Below are 16,686 nucleotides of genomic sequence, written 5' to 3' on the forward strand. Positions count from 1 at the left end.
TGCGTGCGGCTATCTTACCGGGCAGTAGCAAGTGCCAGAGCGTCGTCCACCGAATCGGTCACCCGCAGGCGATCCAGCGAACTCTGTGCGACGAACCCCTGACCCACCAGATCACCGAGCCACGACAGCAGGGGCGCGTAGAAGTCGACCGGATCGAGCATCACGACGGGTTTGTCGTGCATCCCGAGGAATCCCGCGGTCCATGTCTCGAACAGTTCCTCGAGGGTGCCGACGCCGCCGGGCAGGGTGATGAATCCGTCGGCGCGGTCGTCCATCATCTTCTTGCGCTCGCGCATGGTCTCGGTGATGACCAACTCGTCGGCGTCGAGATCGGCGACCTCTCGTGCCATCAGCGCCCGCGGGATGATGCCGACGGTGTGACCGCCCGCGGCGCGGGTCGCGGTGGCCACCGCACCCATCATCGACACGTTGCCACCGCCGGACACCAGGGTGTGTCCGGCCGCGCCGATCGCGGTTCCCAGATCGGCGGCGAGGTCCAGAAACGGTTGCGCCACATGCCGGCCCGACGCGCAATACACACAGATCACACTCATTGCCCACCCCCTGTCTCACGTGCGGCATCGCGCTGCGCGGCCGCCGCGGCGATGATCGCGACCACCTCCGCCGGCTCGTCGACCACATGCAGCAGGTCGAGGTCGTCGGCGGAGACCATCTTCTTGGCCACCAGCACCTCACGCATCCACTGCAGCAGTCCGGACCAGTGCTCGCGGCCGACGAGCACGATCGGAAACCGGACGACCTTCTTGGTCTGCACGAGGGTCAGCGCCTCGAAGAGTTCATCGAGCGTGCCGAATCCGCCGGGCAGACACACGAATGCCTGCGCGTACTTCACGAACATCGTCTTGCGGACGAAAAAGTAACGGAAGTTCATGCCCACGTCGACCCAGGGATTGAGGTGCTGCTCGAAGGGCAGTTCGATGTTGAGCCCGATGGACTTCGCCGACGCCTCACACGCACCCCGGTTGGCGGCCTCCATCGCGCCCGGACCGCCGCCGGTGATGACGGCATACCCGGCCTCGCCGAGCGCCCGGCCGACCTCAACCGCGAGCGCGTATTCCGCGGAGTCGGGCGCCGAGCGGGCCGAACCGAATACGGTGACCGCCTCGGCCACCTCACTGAGCGCGTCGAAACCGGCCACGAATTCCGATTGGATGCGCAGCACCCGCCAGGAGTCGCGCATCGTGCGATCCGCGCGCAGGGCGGCATCGCGCGGATCGACCCACTCGAGGAACCGGCGGTCGGTGGTCTTCTCCGGGGCCTCGCCCTGACGGATCCGCATCGGACCCACGTAACGGGTGCCCTCCTGGTCGTCGTCGACGCGGAGTTCTCGTGTGGTCTCGTCGTCACCTGGGTTCGTCATGACCGCAACGGTATCCGCCCGATCAGGACAGATAGGCCCGCAACAGATCGGTGACCTCCCGGATCTGGGCCACCGGCACCCGTTCGTCGACGCGGTGCGCGAGGCTCGGGTCCCCCGGGCCGAGGTTGACCGCCGGGATGCCGAGGGCAGAGAACCGTGACACGTCGGTCCAGCCGTACTTCGCGCGGAAGCGGCCCGACGCCGCCGCGACCAGTGCCGCGGCGGCCGGATGGGACAGCCCCGGAAGGGCCCCGGAGGCGGAGTCGGTCAGTTCCATGGTGACCGCACCGGTCGAGAGCGGACCGGCGAACACCGCACGCACATGTTCCAGCGCGGTCTCGATGCTGCGATCGGGGGCGAAGCGGAAGTTGACGTCAACGAAGGCCGCATCGGGGACCACGTTGCCGGCCACGCCACCGCCGATCCCGACCGCCGAGAGCCCCTCCCGATACTCGCAGCCGTCGATGTCGACCCACCGGGGCCGGTAGTCGGCGAGCGTCGTCAACACATCGCCCAGCTTGTGAATCGCGTTGTCGCCCATCCATGCTCGCGCCGAGTGCGCACGGGTGCCGGTGGCGCTCAATCGCACCCGCAGGGTGCCCTGGCAGCCCGCCTCGATCTGACCGGCGGTGGGCTCGCCGAGGATCGCGACGTCACCGGCGAGCCACTGCGGCAACTCGCGCTCGATGGTCCCGAGACCGTTGAACTCCGCGGCGATCTCCTCGCAGTCGTAGAAGATCAGCGTCAGATCGTGGGCCGGGTTCTCCAGCGTCGCGGCCAGATGCAGGAAGACCGCGTCACCGGATTTCATGTCGACGGTGCCGCAGCCGTGCAGCACATCGCCCTCGGCGTCGTCGACGGTGCGCCGGTGCGGCAGGTTCCCGGCGACCGGGACGGTGTCGAGGTGCCCGGCGAGGATCACCCGGCTGTCCAGGCCGCGGTCGGTCCGGGCCAGCACCTGGTTGCCACGTCGGACGATCTCGAATCCCGTTGTCTGGGTGCGCAGGGCGGCTTCCACGGCGTCGGCGATGAGCGACTCGTCGCGCGATTCGCTCGGGATGTCGACGAGGGCGGCGGTCAGTTCGACGGGATCGGCATGCAGGTCCAGCTCGGGGATGTCGGTCACCGGTCCACGGTAGCCCGGCCGGATCGGCCGTCGGCGACGACCGGCTCAGACCGTGTGCAACTCCGCGGCGCCGAAGGACACGCTGAACTGCACGCACCACAACACCACCGCCGGGTAGGTGGCCAGATCGGTCCCCGCCGGGATCTCGTACACCTGATCGCCGCGATTGCCCTTGATCGGCCCCAGATCGACGTACGCCGCGTCGCCCGCGGTGCGCCACCCGGAGAACCCCGGGATCACCTCGCCGGCCGACAACCAGACGTGCACATCCGGACCGGTGGTGGTGTCCAGGTTCTCGATCGCGAGAACCCTTGAGCCATCCGGTTTCTCGATGACCGACACCGATCCGGTGGTATCGTGTTCGTGGCTGATGAACTCTCCCCCGGAGAGAACAACCGGCGAACCGGTCGGCGCGTCCCCGCCCGGCGCGGCGCTGACCGCAACCGGGATCTCGTCGGCGACCTCGGTGTTGACGAAGATCAGCCAGGGTTTGAAGATCACCGCGCCGATGACCATTCCGACGATGACGACGATCCCCACTCCCCCGAGGATCCACGGCCATCGACGACGCCGTCGGGCCGGTGCGGTACCGGCCTGTGTCACACGCGATTCGGGGGGCCTCATGCCCGTCGACCCTACGGCCGCGGTCCGCCGCCGACCAGGAACTTCCACCGTTCGGATGATCTGATCAATCCGGACCAATCGGCCACGGGTCGGCGCCGAAGTCGTAGACTGGAAGTGAAGCGGGTGATCCACTACAAGGAGATGATCATCATGTCCGCTCATCATGACACCCATGGCCAACATCCGGCCGGAGTCGGTGCCTTCGTCCTGATGCTCGTCGCGTTCGCGGCACTGGCGATCACGCTGGTGGCGTTCGCCGGTGGGCACACCGTGCTCGGAATCATTGCCGCCGTGGTGACGGTGGTGGGCTTCGGCGTCACCGCCGTGATGATGACGACGATGGGACGCAAGCTCCATCACAGCGCGCTGGTCCCGGATTACACCGACACCGACAAGCGGCACTATCAGCGGGACTACCGCAGCTAGAGCCGACCGGAGGATCGCGACCGCGCCCGGCACCGTCAAGCCCGGGCGCGGCTGACCGGTAAGCTCAATCCCCGTGACGAACAATGGTGCACACGCAGTAGGAATCGCCACCGTGACCAACGGGGGCTCCGGTGATCCCGGCGTCGTTCTCGACGTCTGGTTCCCCGAGCCGGCACTGGGAGCCGAGGGTCAGAGCGGTACCGAGATCCTCTCCGAGTCCGCGATCCCGGCCACCCTCGCCCCGCTCGTCGGCGAGGACGCCGTCCGCCGCGTGAAGACCGTTGCCGTCTCGACCGTCATCGCCGATCTCGACGCCGAACCGATCGACACCTACGACGTCTACCTGCGCCTGCATCTGCTGTCGCATCGGCTCGTCGCACCACACGGCGCGAACCTCGACGGGATCTTCGGCAAACTCGCCAACGTCGTCTGGACCAATCACGGTCCGTGCGCGGTCGACGGTTTCGAAACCGTGCGTGCCGGCCTGAAGGCACGCGGCGCGGTCACCGTGTACAGCATCGACAAGTTCCCCCGCATGGTCGACTACGTCGCACCCGGCGGCGTGCGGATCGGCGACGCCGACCGGGTCCGTCTCGGCGCCCACCTGGCACCCGGTACCACGGTCATGCACGAGGGCTTCGTCAACTTCAACGCCGGCACCCTCGGCGAATCGATGGTCGAGGGCCGCATCTCGGCGGGCGTGGTGGTCGGCGACGGCTCCGACATCGGCGGCGGCGCGTCGACGATGGGCACCCTGTCCGGCGGCGGCAAGGAACGCATCGTCCTGGGCAAGCGCTGCCTGCTCGGCGCGAACTCCGGCTGCGGCATCCCGCTCGGCGACGACTGCGTCATCGAGGCCGGCCTGTACGTCACCGCCGGCACCAAGGTCACCGGCCCGGACGGCACCACCGTGAAGGCACGTGACCTCGCCGGCCAGTCGAACCTGCTGTTCCGTCGCAACAGCCTCACCGGTGCGGTCGAGGTGGTGGCGTGGAAGGGCGACGGCATCGCCCTCAACGCGGCACTGCACAAGAACTGACAGAACTACCGGTGGCGGGTCACTCCGCCAGCCGCGCCACCGCGGCCGCGATCCGTTCGTCGGTCGCGGTGAGCGCGATCCGCACATGGTCGACACCGGCGGGCCCGTAGAAGTCGCCGGGCGCCGCGAGAATCCCGCGTTCTGCCAGCCACCGCACGGTGTCACGACCGTTGCGACCACGCGTTGCCCAGAGATACAGCCCGGCCTCGGAGTGATCGATGGTGAAGCCCGCGGCACGCACTGCCGCCGCGAGTTCCGCACGTCGCGTCTCGTACCGCTTGCGCTGTGCGTCGACGTGCCCGTCGTCGGTCAGCGCCGCGGTCATCGCAACCTGGATCGGATAGGGCACCATCAGTCCGGCGTGTTTGCGCACCGCCAGCAACTCGGCGACGAGGTCGCGGTCACCCGCGAAAAAGCCCGCGCGGTAGGACGCGAGGTTGGAGATCTTCGACAGGGAGTGCACCGCGAGCAATCCGCGGTGATCACCGTCACTGACCCGCGGATCGAGGATGGAGACCGCCTCGGCATCCCACGACAGCCCGAGGTAGCACTCGTCGGAGATGACGACGGTGTCACGTTCGCGCGCCCACTCGACCACCTTGCGCAGGTGATCGACGCCGAGCACCTTGCCGGTCGGGTTCGACGGCGAGTTGAGGAACAGCACGGCCGGACGAATCGGGCCGAGCGCCACGGTCGAATCGGCGCGCACCGGCGTGGCGCCGGCCAGCAGCGCACCCACCTCGTAGGTGGGATAGGCCACCTCGGGGATCACCACGGTGTCACCGGCGGTGACCCCGAGCAGCGAGACGACCCCGGCGATGGCCTCCTTGGTACCGATGACCGGCAGGATCGACGACTCGTCGAGCCCGGTGGCGCCGTAACGGCGGGTCAGGGCCGCGGCGGCGGCCTCCCGCAGGGCGGGCGTCCCGACGGTCGTCGGATACCCGGGAAACTCCGAGGCACCGGACAGCGCCTCCCGGATCAGCGGATCGACCGGATCCACCGGGGTACCCACGGACAGATCGACGATCCCGTCGGGATGCGAGTTCGCCAACGCCTTCGCGTCGGCGAGGGTGTCCCACGGGAAGTCGGGCAGCGCGGCGCTGACGCGGCGACGGCTCACTGTGCGAACTCAGTCCTCGTCGGTGTTCATCGGGGGCAGTTCCTTGATGAACGGCGGATCGTAATCGGTCTTGCCGACCTTGCTGGCACCGCCGGGCGATCCCAGGTCGTCGAAGAAGTCGGCATTGGCGCTCAGATACGGCTCCCACTCATCCGGGATGTCGTCCTCGTAGAAGATCGCCTCCACCGGACACACCGGCTCGCAGGCACCACAGTCCACACACTCATCCGGCTGGATGTAGAGACTGCGACCACCTTCGTAGATGCAATCGACCGGGCATTCCTCCACACATGCCTTGTCCATCACGTCCACGCAGGGCTCCGCGATGATGTAGGTCACCAGACACTCCTTCGCTGCAAACGCTCTCGGGTCGGCACGTCACCTCGTCAACGGCCGATCGACGGTGCGAGGGCTGGTCGCACCCGACGCGGGTGGTGGCACGGCAGCTCACGCCACGCACACGTGTCGTCCTACAGTATCGCCCCCGGCACCGTCGCTTTCGACACCCGCCCCTGGTCACCGCCCGCACCTGAGGTGTAAATCACACCACCTGCCCGTTGCGCTCACCATGACGACAACCCTCGCGCAAACATCTGCGTGCATTCACCCTGGTCGACGTGAGCACTCCATCGCTTTGGTGTCGCCGGCGCTGTCGAATGTCCCGCCCTGCGACCACCAACCCGTAGAACCCAGGAGACCTCATGACCGCAACCCTGCCCTCCCGCCGAGCCATCGCCAGCCGAGACCACGGCACCAGCACCGGCACCGGCACCCATGCCGGCGCCGGACGCTCCCGCCCGACGGCGAACCTCCCGACACGCCTGCGCCCCGCCGACCTGCTCCGCATCACCGATCAGGGCGTCGCCGACGTCATCGACGGCCGATACGACCACCTGCTCCCCGAGTCCTGGGACCCGGTGGAACGCTGGTCGACGCGCCTGGAGTCCGACGACGACCTGGACCTGTGGCTGATCAGCTGGACCCCGGACCGCTCCACCGATCTGCACGACCACGCCGGTTCCCTGGGTGCGTTGACGGTTCTGTCCGGCGACCTGCGGGAGTACCGCTGGACCGGACACGACCTGGCCCTGCGCATCCTGACCGCCGGTGACCAGGCGGCCTTCCCGCTGGGCTGGGTGCACGACGTGCAGCATCACGACAGCACACCACCACGTCGGGACCTGCTCGACGCCGACAGCCGCGGCGACGACACCGCGATCGACGTGCATCCCGGTCCCACCCTGAGCGTGCACGCATATGCGCCGCCGTTGACGGCGATGTCGTTCTACGAGGTCACCGAGAGCGGCTCGCTGCGCCGCACCAGGACCGAACTGACCAATGAACCGGAGTAGCGTCGGCGGGCATGGCGATGACGATCGATGACATGCTGCTGCGGGCCCGTGACGGTCTGGTCCGGCTGCCCGCCGAGGACCTCGCCGCCGAACTCGAGGCGGGCGCCGTCCTCGTCGACATCCGTCCGGCGGCCCAACGTGCCGCCGAGGGCGAGGTACCCGCAGCGCTCGTCATCGAACGCAATGTCCTGGAATGGCGATGCGATCCGGCCAGCGACGCCCGCATCCCACAGGCGGTCGACCATGACGTGCGCTGGATCATCCTGTGCTCGGCGGGTTACACCTCGAGCCTGGCGGCCGCGTCGCTGCAGCAACTCGGACTTCATCGGGCCACCGACGTGATCGGCGGATTCCAGGCACTCGCGCAGATCGCGGACTGACGCCTCGACCTCGACGCTCCTGGCCCGCTCAGGCGACCGCCGGCCACGGAAGCGGCACCGGGCACACGTCCGCCGCCAGACCACTGTTCGGATCACTCAGTGCCGCAACGTGTTCGGCCAGTGAGGCATCGATCCAGGTGGCGCCGTCACGGATATAGCGCGGTTGTGCGGTGAGTCGTTCGGTGAGCCGGAACCCGCATGCCGCGGTGATCTCGGCGAGAGCGTCCAGATTCGGCCACGGCCGTTCGGGATTCACGTGATCGGGGGTCAGCGGTGACACCCCGCCCCAGTCGTCGACGCCGGAGGCGATCAGCGCCTCGCATTCGGCGGCCGACACCAGATTCGGTGGTGCCTGGATGCGCATGTGCGGTCCGAGGACCACTCGCGCGGTGGCGACCGCGGCGAGGAATTCGGTCATCTCGGCGTCCGGTGTGCCGCGCATGGCGGTATCGGGTTTCGCCCGGAAGTTCTGCACGATGACCTCCTGGATGTGGCCGCCCGCCCGGTGGATGTCGGCCATCTCCAGGAGGGATCGCGCACGCTCGATGAGGCTTTCGCCGATGCCCACCAGGATGCCGGTGGTGAACGGAATCCGCACCGCACCGGCGTCGCGCAACACCTGCAGGCGGACCAGCGGGTCCTTGTCCGGACTGCCGTGATGCGGTTGCCCCTTCTCGGTGAACAGTCGGCGATCGGTGGTCTCGAGCATCATCCCCATCGACGGGGCCACCGGACGCAGCGCCTGCATTTCCTCGGCACTCATCACGCCGGGATTCAGGTGCGGCAGCAGGCCGGTCTCGGTCAGCACCGCGACCGCGGCGGCGGCGACATAGTCCAGCGTGGAGGCATACCCCCGCTCGGCAAGCCATTCCGCGGCCTGCGGCCACCGGTCCTCGGGACGGTCACCGAGGGTGAACAATGCTTCCTTGCAACCGAGTTCGGCACCCTTGCGGGCGATGTCGACGACCTCGTCGAGGTCGAGGTACATGCCCTGACCGGCGCGGGTGAGCTTGCCGGGGATCGTCACGAAGGTGCAGTAATGGCAGCGGTCCCGGCACAGTCGGGTCAGCGGGATGAACACCTTGCGTGAGTAGGTGACCTGGGCGCCGCGGCCGTCGGCGGCCAGACCCTCGTCGCGGAGCCGGCCGGCGATCCGCTGCAGGGACTGCAGATCGTCACCGGCACAGGACAAGAGCGCGGCGACGGCGTCGACGTCGAGGTCGGTCCGGGTGCGCGCCTGCTCGAGTGCGGCGGCGATGTCGGGTGCGGGCATGCTCAGGTGTCACTCCTCTGCGTCGGTGGGCGACGATTCCGGGTGGCCGGGGTGGCGGAAGGGCGCCGGGTCGAAAGTGCCGTTGCGTTCCCGGAAGGACGCCGCGGTTCCCGGCCACAGCAGCGTCAGGCGACCACTGTCGGGGTCGACATACCAACTGTCACAACCGGTCAGCCAGACGGTGTCGGCGGCGCGCGCGTCGATCTCGCGGGTGTAGGACCGCTCGGCGGCGGCGGTCACCTCCAGCGGCGTGGGGTCGGCGGCCAGGTGATCGAGCGCCCCGAGGAGGTAATCGAGTTGCGTTTCGATCATGTAGATCGCCGAGTTGTGGCCGAGTGCGGCGTTCGGGCCGTCGAGGACGAACATGTTGGGGAACCCACTGACGACCGTCGACGCGTAGGACACCATCCCGTGGGCCCAGTGGTCGGCGAGCAGATGCCCGCCGCGGCCGGTGATCCGGGTGGCGACCGGCGGTCGGGCCGCCTCGAAACCCGTTGCCATGACCAGGATGTCGAGGTCGTGACTGCGTCCGCTGGCGGCCCTCGCCTTCGATTCCGACACCGATTCGAGGGCGCTGGCCTCGAAGACGACGTGCTCGCGCAACAGTGTCGGATAGAAGTCGTCGCTCAACAGGATGCGCTTGCAGCCGATCTCGTAGTCGGGGGTGAGATCGGCCTGCAGCACCGGATCGGTGATCTGCGATGCCAGGTGATCCAGTGCGCGGGAGCGGATCTCGTCGATGTCCGGATGCAGTCGCAGGCGTTGGGCGAACGCCGCGTCGGCGGTGGCCAACAATTCGTCGCGATATTGTGCGGCGGCCCGCGGATCCCGCAGCCGGGCACGCTCGTCGGCGTCGAGTTCCCGGTCGTCACGGGGCACCACATAGGGTGGCGTCCGGCTGAAGACCACCAGCTCGTCGGCGACGTCGGCCAGGTGCGGAATGACCTGCACCGCCGACGCCCCGGTCCCCACGACGCCGATCCGCATGCCGGACAGGTCGAGGGCGTGATCCCATGCGGCGGTGTGCATCACCGGTCCGTCGAAGGTGGCCAACCCGTCGATGTCAGGGATGACGGGCTCGGACAATCTACCGACCGCCAACGTCAGCACACGGGCGTGCAACCGGCCCGCACCGCTGGGACCCGCCGTCGTCAACCGCCACAGACGTTCTACGGAATCCCAACGCGCCGAGGTCAATTCGGTGTTCAGACGAATACTCGCGGAGAGCCCTTCGTCGTCGACGGTCCGTTCGAGGTAGGCGCGGACCTCGGCGCCGCTGGGATACACCGACGTCCAGTCGGCGGGCGGGAGAAACGAGAAGGAGTACAGATGTGCCGGGATGTCGCAGGCGATTCCCGGGTAGACGTTGTCGCGCCACGTTCCGCCGACCGCGTCGGCGCGTTCGAGCACGACGAAGGATTCGGTGCTGCGCCGGGCCAGGTGGGTCGCCAGCCCGATCCCGGCGAAGCCGGCTCCGACGATGGCGACGTCGACGATGGTATCGGTCACCGAACGGCCCCGTCGAGTCGCAGCAGGCGGTCGGGCGCGGGGTCGGTGTAGGCGGTGGTCCGCTGCCGCAGAATCCGCCCGCCGCGGTCCGCGAACCCGGCGAGGGCCTCGACGTCGAGGACGCGGCCCGCCTCGGCACCGGCCTGCGGCAACAGGATGCCGTCGAGCAGCACTCCCCCGATGTCGTCGACACCGCCGGCGAGCAGCGCGTCGACGGTGTCGGCGTCGAGTTTGGTCCAGGCGACCTGCAGGTGGTCGAAACACCCGAGGGTCATCAACCTGGCGACGGCGTGCAACGCACGGGTCTCCCGTGTCGACGCCGTCGCCACCGCCTCGGCACGCAGATGCGCCGGCGTGTTCTGCGCCACCATCGGCATCAGGATCAATTCGCTGAATCCCTTTGACCGCGTGGCGATGTCACAGAGAATTCGAAGGTGGGCCACCTGGTGGGCGGGCGTCTCGAGATGCCCGTAGAGCAGTGTCGCGGTGGAGAACAGCCCCACCCGATGCGCCGCTTCGATGACCTCGGTCCACTCGGTGACCGCGCTGGGGACCCCGGGCGGCGCCAGCGCGGCGCGCACCTCGTCGTCGAGGACCTGCGCGGCGGTGCCCGGCACCGATCCGAGCCCGGCATCACGGGCTTTGCGCAGGAAGTCGTCGATGCCGATACCCATCCGGCGGGCACCGTCGCGGATTTCCGGCGGCCGCAACGCGTGCAGATGCACCGGCGCCGCCGCGGTGATCCGCTCGATCAAACGGAGATATCCATCGGCCGGGGCATCTTCCGGCAAGACGCCCTGCATGCAGATCTCGGTTGCGCCGCCGTCCACCGCCTCGAGCACGAGGTCCCCCAGCGACGGCCCCCGCGTCGGAAGCGTCGCGGCCACGGCGGTATCGAGATTCCGATTGACGACGAAGGTCAGTGAGTCGGGATCGGTGACCCGGCGGCGGGCGGTATCGGCGAGTGCACACAGGTGCTCCAGCGCCGTGCCGTCGGCACCGAGCAGCGCGACCCAGTGTTCGTCCGATACGTCGACCGGGTCGGCGGTCACCGCGGCCAACGCCGCCGTCACCTGCTCGACGGGGGCGAGACGATCGGTCGCCCACGCGCGCAAAACCATGTCCACACTGTAACCGTCGTCCGATCACCGACTGTTGACGCCGGTCCCATCCCGGTGGCGTCACCCGGCGTCCGCCCTATTCGATGTCCGGTTCCGGCAAACGCCCCGACCAGATGAGCACCACCGGCAGACCCAGACCGAACACCACCAGCATGAGCGTGGCGGCCACGGTGGTCCCGCCGAGGTAGAGCGCGGCGTCGCCGCCCGGCCCGCCGAACGCGGCGACGAGCACCACGATCAGCCACGCCACCAGCGGGCCGAACCGCAGCGGCCCGTCGGTGTGACGAGCGGCCAGCCAGAGCAGCACAACGTTGACCATCCCGGCCGCGACGGCCACCACGGGAATCGGCTGACCCCAGAACCGCAGGTAGCAGAATCCGACCGAGAGGAGACCGACGACCAGACCGTCGAGGATCAGCAGCCCCAGCAGGATCCGGTCGACCGGACGCATCAGCGCGCCACCCCGGCGAACAGGTCGGTGGCACGTGTCCCCGCGGCCTGCGCCGCGTCGCGCCGGATGAAATGTTCGTGGGTGAACACGGGCTGCAGAATGTTGTTGGACAGCGCGTACTCGGTGCCCGACGCCGAGACCGTCACCTGGGTGGCGTGCGCCGCGAGCGCTGCCGCCTTGCGGTCGAGCACGGAGGTGACGTCGATCTCGGTGGTGATCTGATCATCGGGGTAATCGGGCAACTCCCCGTCGGCGGGCATCCGCCAGCCGTGCGGAACGCGGTCGGCGGCGGCGGCCAGACCCACCGACAGGGCCGTTCGCTCCGTCACCGACTCATACACCGCGGGTTGTCGTCCGGTGCGGGCGGCGGCGATCGGCAAAGCCGCCACCGAGGCCTCGTGCACGGTCTTGTGGTCCGGGTGCCCGTAGGTGCCCGCGGCGTCATAGGTCACCACGACCTGAGGGTCGAATTCGACGATCTCGTCGACCAGTGCCGCCACCACCTCCTCGAAGGGGGCTTGGGCCAGGGCGCGGGGATGCTCGGCGGACGGGGTGCCCGCCATCCCGGAATCGCGCCAGCGTCCGGCGCCGCCGAGAAACCGCGGACGCAGTGGCTCCCGACCCTCGGGGGTCAGTTCGGCCAGGGCGCGGGTGAGTTCGTGGATGCGGTAGCCGCCGAGTTGATCGGCACCTCCGTCGGCGACGAGCCGGGCCCACTCGTCGCCGATGACCTCGCCCTCCTCACCGAGGGTGAAGGTGAGCACCCGCACGTCGACGCCCTGCGCCAGATGGCGGGCGATGGTGCCGCCGGTCATGATCGTCTCGTCGTCGGGATGGGCGTGCAGGAGCAACAGGCGTCGTGACGGGGTCATCGCACATCCCAGGTGGCCGCGGTCCCGTAGACGGAGACCTGGATGGGTCCGGACAGCGGCACCCCGGTGACCGCGGGTGTCAACGCGACCACCATGCTGTCCTGGTAGAGCGGCAGATAGATCGCCGCGTCCGCCAGCAGTGGCTCCGCGTCATTGAGCAGGTCGGTGGGGTCTTCGGCCGAGAGTGCCGCTCGCGCAAGGTCGATCAGTGCCGGATCGCACACGCCCGAGATGTTGCTGGCGTAGACGCTGTCGGCACCGGAGGCATCCTGACTCGGCGCGACACTCGTCGGGGTCGGCGGCGTCGACAAGGAGGGTTCGGTTCCCGGCTTCGGCTGGTCGCAATCGACCTGGGAGGCGAGGGCCGCGGCCGGCGGCACCCCCAGTCCGGTCCAGCCGACGACGAGATCGACCCGGGACTCGGTGAGCGCGACACCGTAGAGGTCGCTGTTGGGCAGCGGTACCACCACCGCGCGGACCCCGTTGGCACGGAGCTGATCGACGATGTTCGACGCCGCCGACGTGGAGCGCGGATCACCGCTGATCGAGCCCACCCGCACCACCAGGTCCTGGCCGTCGCGCTGATACGGCGCAACACTTTCGGGAACCGCCGGGATCGTGGTGGTCGACGACGGCTCCGACGACTCCGGAGCGGACTCGTCGGCCGGGGACGACGGGGCGGTGGTACTCGCCGACCCGGAGGTGGGGGCCGAGGAGGCCGTGCCGCTCGCCGGCGTGTTCGACGCAGTGCTCGATGCAGTGTTCGACGCCGCCGCTCCCCGCCGGTATCCGGCCGCCGCGAGCAGACCGTCGATGGCCTCGGGGCCCGGACGCGTCCGGGTGACCGGGAAATATCCCGGATCGGTCGGCGCGTACACGGTGTTCGCGTATTGCGCCACCACCCGGTCACCGGCGCCGGCCAGGGTCGCGAGGTTGGTGTCGATCATGCCGAGGATCGCGCGGCGGACCTCTACCCGGCTCATCACCGGGGTCCGGGCGTTGACGCTGATCGTCAGGGCCCGCGACGTCGGGCTGCGCTGGTCGGTCACGCCGGGTACCGCCGCCAGTTCGGCGGAGGTGGCCGGACCGGCACCGACCGTGGCCATCGCCGAACCGCCGGAGCGGATCGAATCGATCATCTGCGAGTCGGTACCCGCGCGCCGCAACACGATCTGATCCAGCGTCGACGGCGTCATCCAGTAGCGGTCGTTGCGGATCAACCGCACCTCGTCGCGGGTGGTGTCGATGGAGAACACCTGAAAAGGACCGGCCGACACCGGTTTCCCGGAGTCCATGCCCGTCTGGAAACCGGCCGGTGCGCCGCGCAGGACGTGGCTGGGCAGCAGATCGGTGAACAACTCACGCCACCGCGGATAGGGCTGGGCGAACCGGACCTCGACGACCTTGCTGCCAGAACTCGACGTCACCGAATCGATCAGCCGGTACCCGGCGGGGGCCACCACATTGGGTTGCCGCGACATCTGCTGCCACAGGTAGTTGAAGTCGTCCCCGGTGACGGGGAGCCCGTCGGACCACTGTGCGTTCGTCTGGATGCGGTAGGTCACGGTGAACGGGCTCGTCGAGGTCACCTCCGCCGAGGTGACCACCGCATCGTTGCGCTGCCACACCACCCCGTCGGGCGTCTGGATGGGCAGGAAGGCGCTCGGCAGGGTCATCGCGGCGATGGCCGTGGTCACCGGGCTCTGATCGGCACCGAGATGCGGGTTGAATCCCGCACCGATCGATTCGGTGGCGACGTAGATGGTTTTCTCGTTCGGGTACTCGGCCGGGGTCTGCGGGGTGGCGGTGTCGCGCACGGGCGGTGGCGGGTCGGCGGTACACCCGGCCATCGCGAGGACCGAGACGACGACCGCCGTCATCAGCGACCACCGACGCCACCTCGAACTCTCCCGTGGGTGCACCCGTGCCTGCTCCTCCACCAACCATTCACCCCCACACCTGCATGACCCCCGACCTCAACGCCTCGCGCGGATCAGCCCGCGGCGGCGTCGCGTGTCTTGGCGCGCGACCGTTCCCGGGCGCGGGTCGTGGCATCCAGGTGCACCTTACGCACCCGCACCACCTCGGGGGTCGCCTCGACGCACTCGTCGCCGGCGCAGAACTCCATCGCCCCCTCCAGATCCAGCTGCATCGGCTTGGCCAGGGTTTCCATCACGTCCGCCGACGACTGACGCATGTTGGTCAGCTTCTTCTCGCGGGTCACGTTGATGTCGAGATCCTCCGCACGCGGATTGATGCCGACGACGTGACCCTCGTAGGTGTCGTCGCCGGGATCGACGAAGAAGGTTCCGCGGTCGGCGAGCTGGATCATCGCGAACGGGGTGACGGTGCCCGCCCGGTCACTGACCAGCGAGCCGGTGTGCCGCGCCCGGATCTCGCCGGCCCACGGGCCGTAGCTGTCGAAGACGGCGTTGGCGATGCCGGTGCCGCGCGTCTCGGTGAGGAAGTCGGTCCGGAAACCGATCAGGCCGCGCGAGGGCACGGTGAACTCCATCCGGACCCATCCGGTGCCGTGATTGTTCATCTGGTCCATCCGGCCCTTGCGTGCCGCCAGGAGCTGGGTCACCGCACCGAGATACTCCTCGGGGACATCGATGGTCAGGTGCTCGAAGGGTTCGTGCACCTTGCCGTCGACCTTGCGGGTGACCACCTGCGGCTTGCCGACGGTGAGCTCGAAACCCTCCCGGCGCATCTGCTCGACGAGGATCGCCAGGGCGAGCTCGCCACGGCCCTGCACCTCCCACGCGTCGGGGCGGCCGATGTCGAGCACGCGCAGCGACACGTTGCCGATCAACTCCGAATCCAGCCGGTCCTTGACCATGCGGGCGGTCAGCTTGTGGCCCTTGACGCGGCCGGCGAGCGGGGAGGTGTTGGTCCCGATGAACACCGAGATGGCCGGCTCGTCGACGGTGATGCGCGGCAACGGAACCGGGTTCTCGGCGTCGGCGAGGGTGTCGCCGATCATGATCTCGGACATGCCCGCGACGGCGACGATGTCGCCGGCGACCGCGGACTCGGCGGGTGCCCGGTCGACGCCGATCGTGGCCAGCAGTTCGGTGATCTTGGCCCGCTCCACGACGGGCTCGCCGTCGACTTCGCGGCACCATCCGATGGTCTGGCCCTTCTTCAGGGTGCCGTTGTGGATGCGGACGAGCCCGAGACGCCCGAGGAAGGGCGACGCGTCGAGGTTGGTCACGTGGGCCTGCAGCGGGGCGTCCGGATCCCCCTTGGGCGCCGGGACGTGCTCGAGCAGAACGTCGAAGAACGGGTCGAGGTTCTCTCCCTCGGGCACCTGACCGTTCTCCGGTTCGACGGTGCTCGCGATGCCGGCCCGGCCCGAGGCGTACAGCACGGGCAGATCGAGCACCAGCTCGGCGGCCGCGGCGGCCTCCTCGTCGAGATCGGAGGCGAGATCGAGCAGGAGGTCGTGGGTTTCCTCGACGACCTCGGAGATGCGGGCGTCGGGGCGATCGGTCTTGTTGACCACCAGGATCACCGGCAACGACGCCGAGAGTGCCTTGCGCAGCACGAAGCGGGTCTGCGGCAGCGGCCCCTCGGAGGCGTCGACGAGCAGCACCACACCGTCGACCATCGACAGACCACGCTCGACCTCGCCGCCGAAGTCGGCGTGACCCGGGGTGTCGATGACGTTGATGACGACCTCGGTGCCGTCGGGCTGACGACGGTGCACCGCGGTGTTCTTGGCGAGAATGGTGATGCCCTTCTCGCGTTCGAGGTCGCCGGAGTCCATGACGCGGTCGACGAGCTCGGCGCGCTCACCGAACACCCCGGACTGCCGGAGCATCGCATCGACCAGCGTGGTCTTGCCGTGATCGACGTGCGCGACGATCGCGACGTTGCGGAAGTTGGGAGCAGCGCTCACTGAGATCTCTTTCGTGTGCTTGGGGTGGGCCGACGATCAGGCCATGGGACTGACGACAGCTGACAGGGTATCGGGTCCATCCGGGAGACCGCGATCACAGCAGGT

General features: G+C 68.8%; 17 protein-coding genes. 4 read left to right on the top strand and 13 right to left on the bottom strand.

Annotation, left to right across the window (positions count from 1 at the left end):
• Positions 1-14 precede the first annotated feature (14 nt).
• Genes ACWETB_RS13985 through ACWETB_RS14000 form a run of 4 tightly spaced genes read right to left on the bottom strand, consistent with a single transcriptional unit; the run spans position 15 to position 3,059 of the window.
• Entirely contained in the window at positions 15-554 is a 540-nt protein-coding gene (locus tag ACWETB_RS13985) for an LOG family protein (protein ID WP_348807238.1), read from the bottom strand.
• Positions 551-1,381, bottom strand: coding sequence for an LOG family protein (locus ACWETB_RS13990; RefSeq protein ID WP_348807237.1), 831 nt, complete (start codon positions 1,379-1,381; stop codon positions 551-553). Before ACWETB_RS13990 ends, ACWETB_RS13985 begins: the two co-directional genes overlap by 4 nt.
• Positions 1,382-1,403: 22 nt before the next feature.
• Positions 1,404-2,498 (bottom strand): succinyl-diaminopimelate desuccinylase, encoded by a 1,095-nt coding sequence (gene dapE, locus ACWETB_RS13995; protein ID WP_449743271.1) that lies wholly within the window; start codon positions 2,496-2,498, stop codon positions 1,404-1,406.
• Between the two features lie 54 nt (positions 2,499-2,552).
• Positions 2,553-3,059 carry a DM13 domain-containing protein gene (locus ACWETB_RS14000; RefSeq protein ID WP_348809117.1) on the bottom strand — a complete coding sequence of 169 codons (507 nt, stop codon included), beginning with the start codon at positions 3,057-3,059 and terminating at the stop codon, positions 2,553-2,555.
• A 222-nt stretch (positions 3,060-3,281) separates the two neighbouring features.
• Here ACWETB_RS14000 and ACWETB_RS14005 point away from each other — a divergent pair, with 222 nt between their 5' ends.
• Positions 3,282-3,557 (top strand): hypothetical protein, encoded by a 276-nt coding sequence (locus ACWETB_RS14005; RefSeq protein ID WP_452211720.1) that lies wholly within the window; start codon positions 3,282-3,284, stop codon positions 3,555-3,557.
• 73 nt (positions 3,558-3,630) lie between these two features.
• Positions 3,631-4,596, top strand: a complete 966-nt coding sequence (gene dapD, locus ACWETB_RS14010) for a 2,3,4,5-tetrahydropyridine-2,6-dicarboxylate N-succinyltransferase (RefSeq protein WP_348809083.1) — start codon at positions 3,631-3,633, stop codon at positions 4,594-4,596.
• Positions 4,597-4,615: 19 nt separating this feature from the next.
• Here the strand turns inward: dapD and dapC are convergent, their stop codons facing one another.
• A complete protein-coding gene (dapC, locus tag ACWETB_RS14015) occupies positions 4,616-5,719 on the bottom strand; it encodes a succinyldiaminopimelate transaminase (protein WP_348807234.1) in 1,104 nt (367 codons plus the stop codon).
• Positions 5,720-5,728: 9 nt separating this feature from the next.
• Entirely contained in the window at positions 5,729-6,061 is a 333-nt protein-coding gene (gene fdxA / locus ACWETB_RS14020; protein ID WP_348807259.1) for a ferredoxin, read from the bottom strand.
• 359 nt (positions 6,062-6,420) lie between these two features.
• Here fdxA and ACWETB_RS14025 point away from each other — a divergent pair, with 359 nt between their 5' ends.
• A complete protein-coding gene (locus ACWETB_RS14025; protein WP_348807233.1) occupies positions 6,421-7,071 on the top strand; it encodes a cupin domain-containing protein in 651 nt (216 codons plus the stop codon).
• 11 nt (positions 7,072-7,082) lie between these two features.
• A complete protein-coding gene (locus ACWETB_RS14030; RefSeq protein ID WP_348807232.1) occupies positions 7,083-7,451 on the top strand; it encodes a rhodanese-like domain-containing protein in 369 nt (122 codons plus the stop codon).
• Between the two features lie 28 nt (positions 7,452-7,479).
• On the opposite strand, the gene cofG is transcribed toward ACWETB_RS14030, so the two are convergent.
• From cofG to typA, 7 genes are all read right to left on the bottom strand, one after another.
• The gene (gene cofG / locus ACWETB_RS14035; protein WP_348807231.1) at positions 7,480-8,724 is read right to left on the bottom strand and encodes a 7,8-didemethyl-8-hydroxy-5-deazariboflavin synthase CofG; all 1,245 of its coding nucleotides are present in this window, start codon (positions 8,722-8,724) and stop codon (positions 7,480-7,482) included.
• Between the two features lie 9 nt (positions 8,725-8,733).
• A complete protein-coding gene (locus ACWETB_RS14040; RefSeq protein ID WP_452211724.1) occupies positions 8,734-10,233 on the bottom strand; it encodes a flavin-containing monooxygenase in 1,500 nt (499 codons plus the stop codon).
• On the bottom strand, positions 10,230-11,354 hold the full coding sequence (locus ACWETB_RS14045) for an FO synthase (RefSeq protein ID WP_452211726.1): 1,125 nt from the start codon (positions 11,352-11,354) through the stop codon (positions 10,230-10,232). The genes ACWETB_RS14040 and ACWETB_RS14045 overlap by 4 nt, the downstream gene beginning before the upstream one ends.
• A 76-nt stretch (positions 11,355-11,430) precedes the next feature.
• A complete protein-coding gene (locus ACWETB_RS14050; protein ID WP_449743080.1) occupies positions 11,431-11,805 on the bottom strand; it encodes a facilitated glucose transporter in 375 nt (124 codons plus the stop codon).
• Positions 11,805-12,677, bottom strand: a complete 873-nt coding sequence (gene mshB, locus ACWETB_RS14055; protein ID WP_449743081.1) for an N-acetyl-1-D-myo-inositol-2-amino-2-deoxy-alpha-D-glucopyranoside deacetylase — start codon at positions 12,675-12,677, stop codon at positions 11,805-11,807. The genes ACWETB_RS14050 and mshB overlap by 1 nt, the downstream gene beginning before the upstream one ends.
• A complete protein-coding gene (locus ACWETB_RS14060; protein ID WP_452211729.1) occupies positions 12,674-14,557 on the bottom strand; it encodes an ABC transporter family substrate-binding protein in 1,884 nt (627 codons plus the stop codon). The genes mshB and ACWETB_RS14060 overlap by 4 nt, the downstream gene beginning before the upstream one ends.
• Before the next feature lie 113 nt (positions 14,558-14,670).
• Positions 14,671-16,581 carry a translational GTPase TypA gene (gene typA, locus ACWETB_RS14065; RefSeq protein WP_348807226.1) on the bottom strand — a complete coding sequence of 637 codons (1,911 nt, stop codon included), beginning with the start codon at positions 16,579-16,581 and terminating at the stop codon, positions 14,671-14,673.
• Between the last annotated feature and the right edge of the window lie 105 nt (positions 16,582-16,686).

It is taken from the genome of Gordonia sp. NPDC003950, assembly GCF_053605205.1.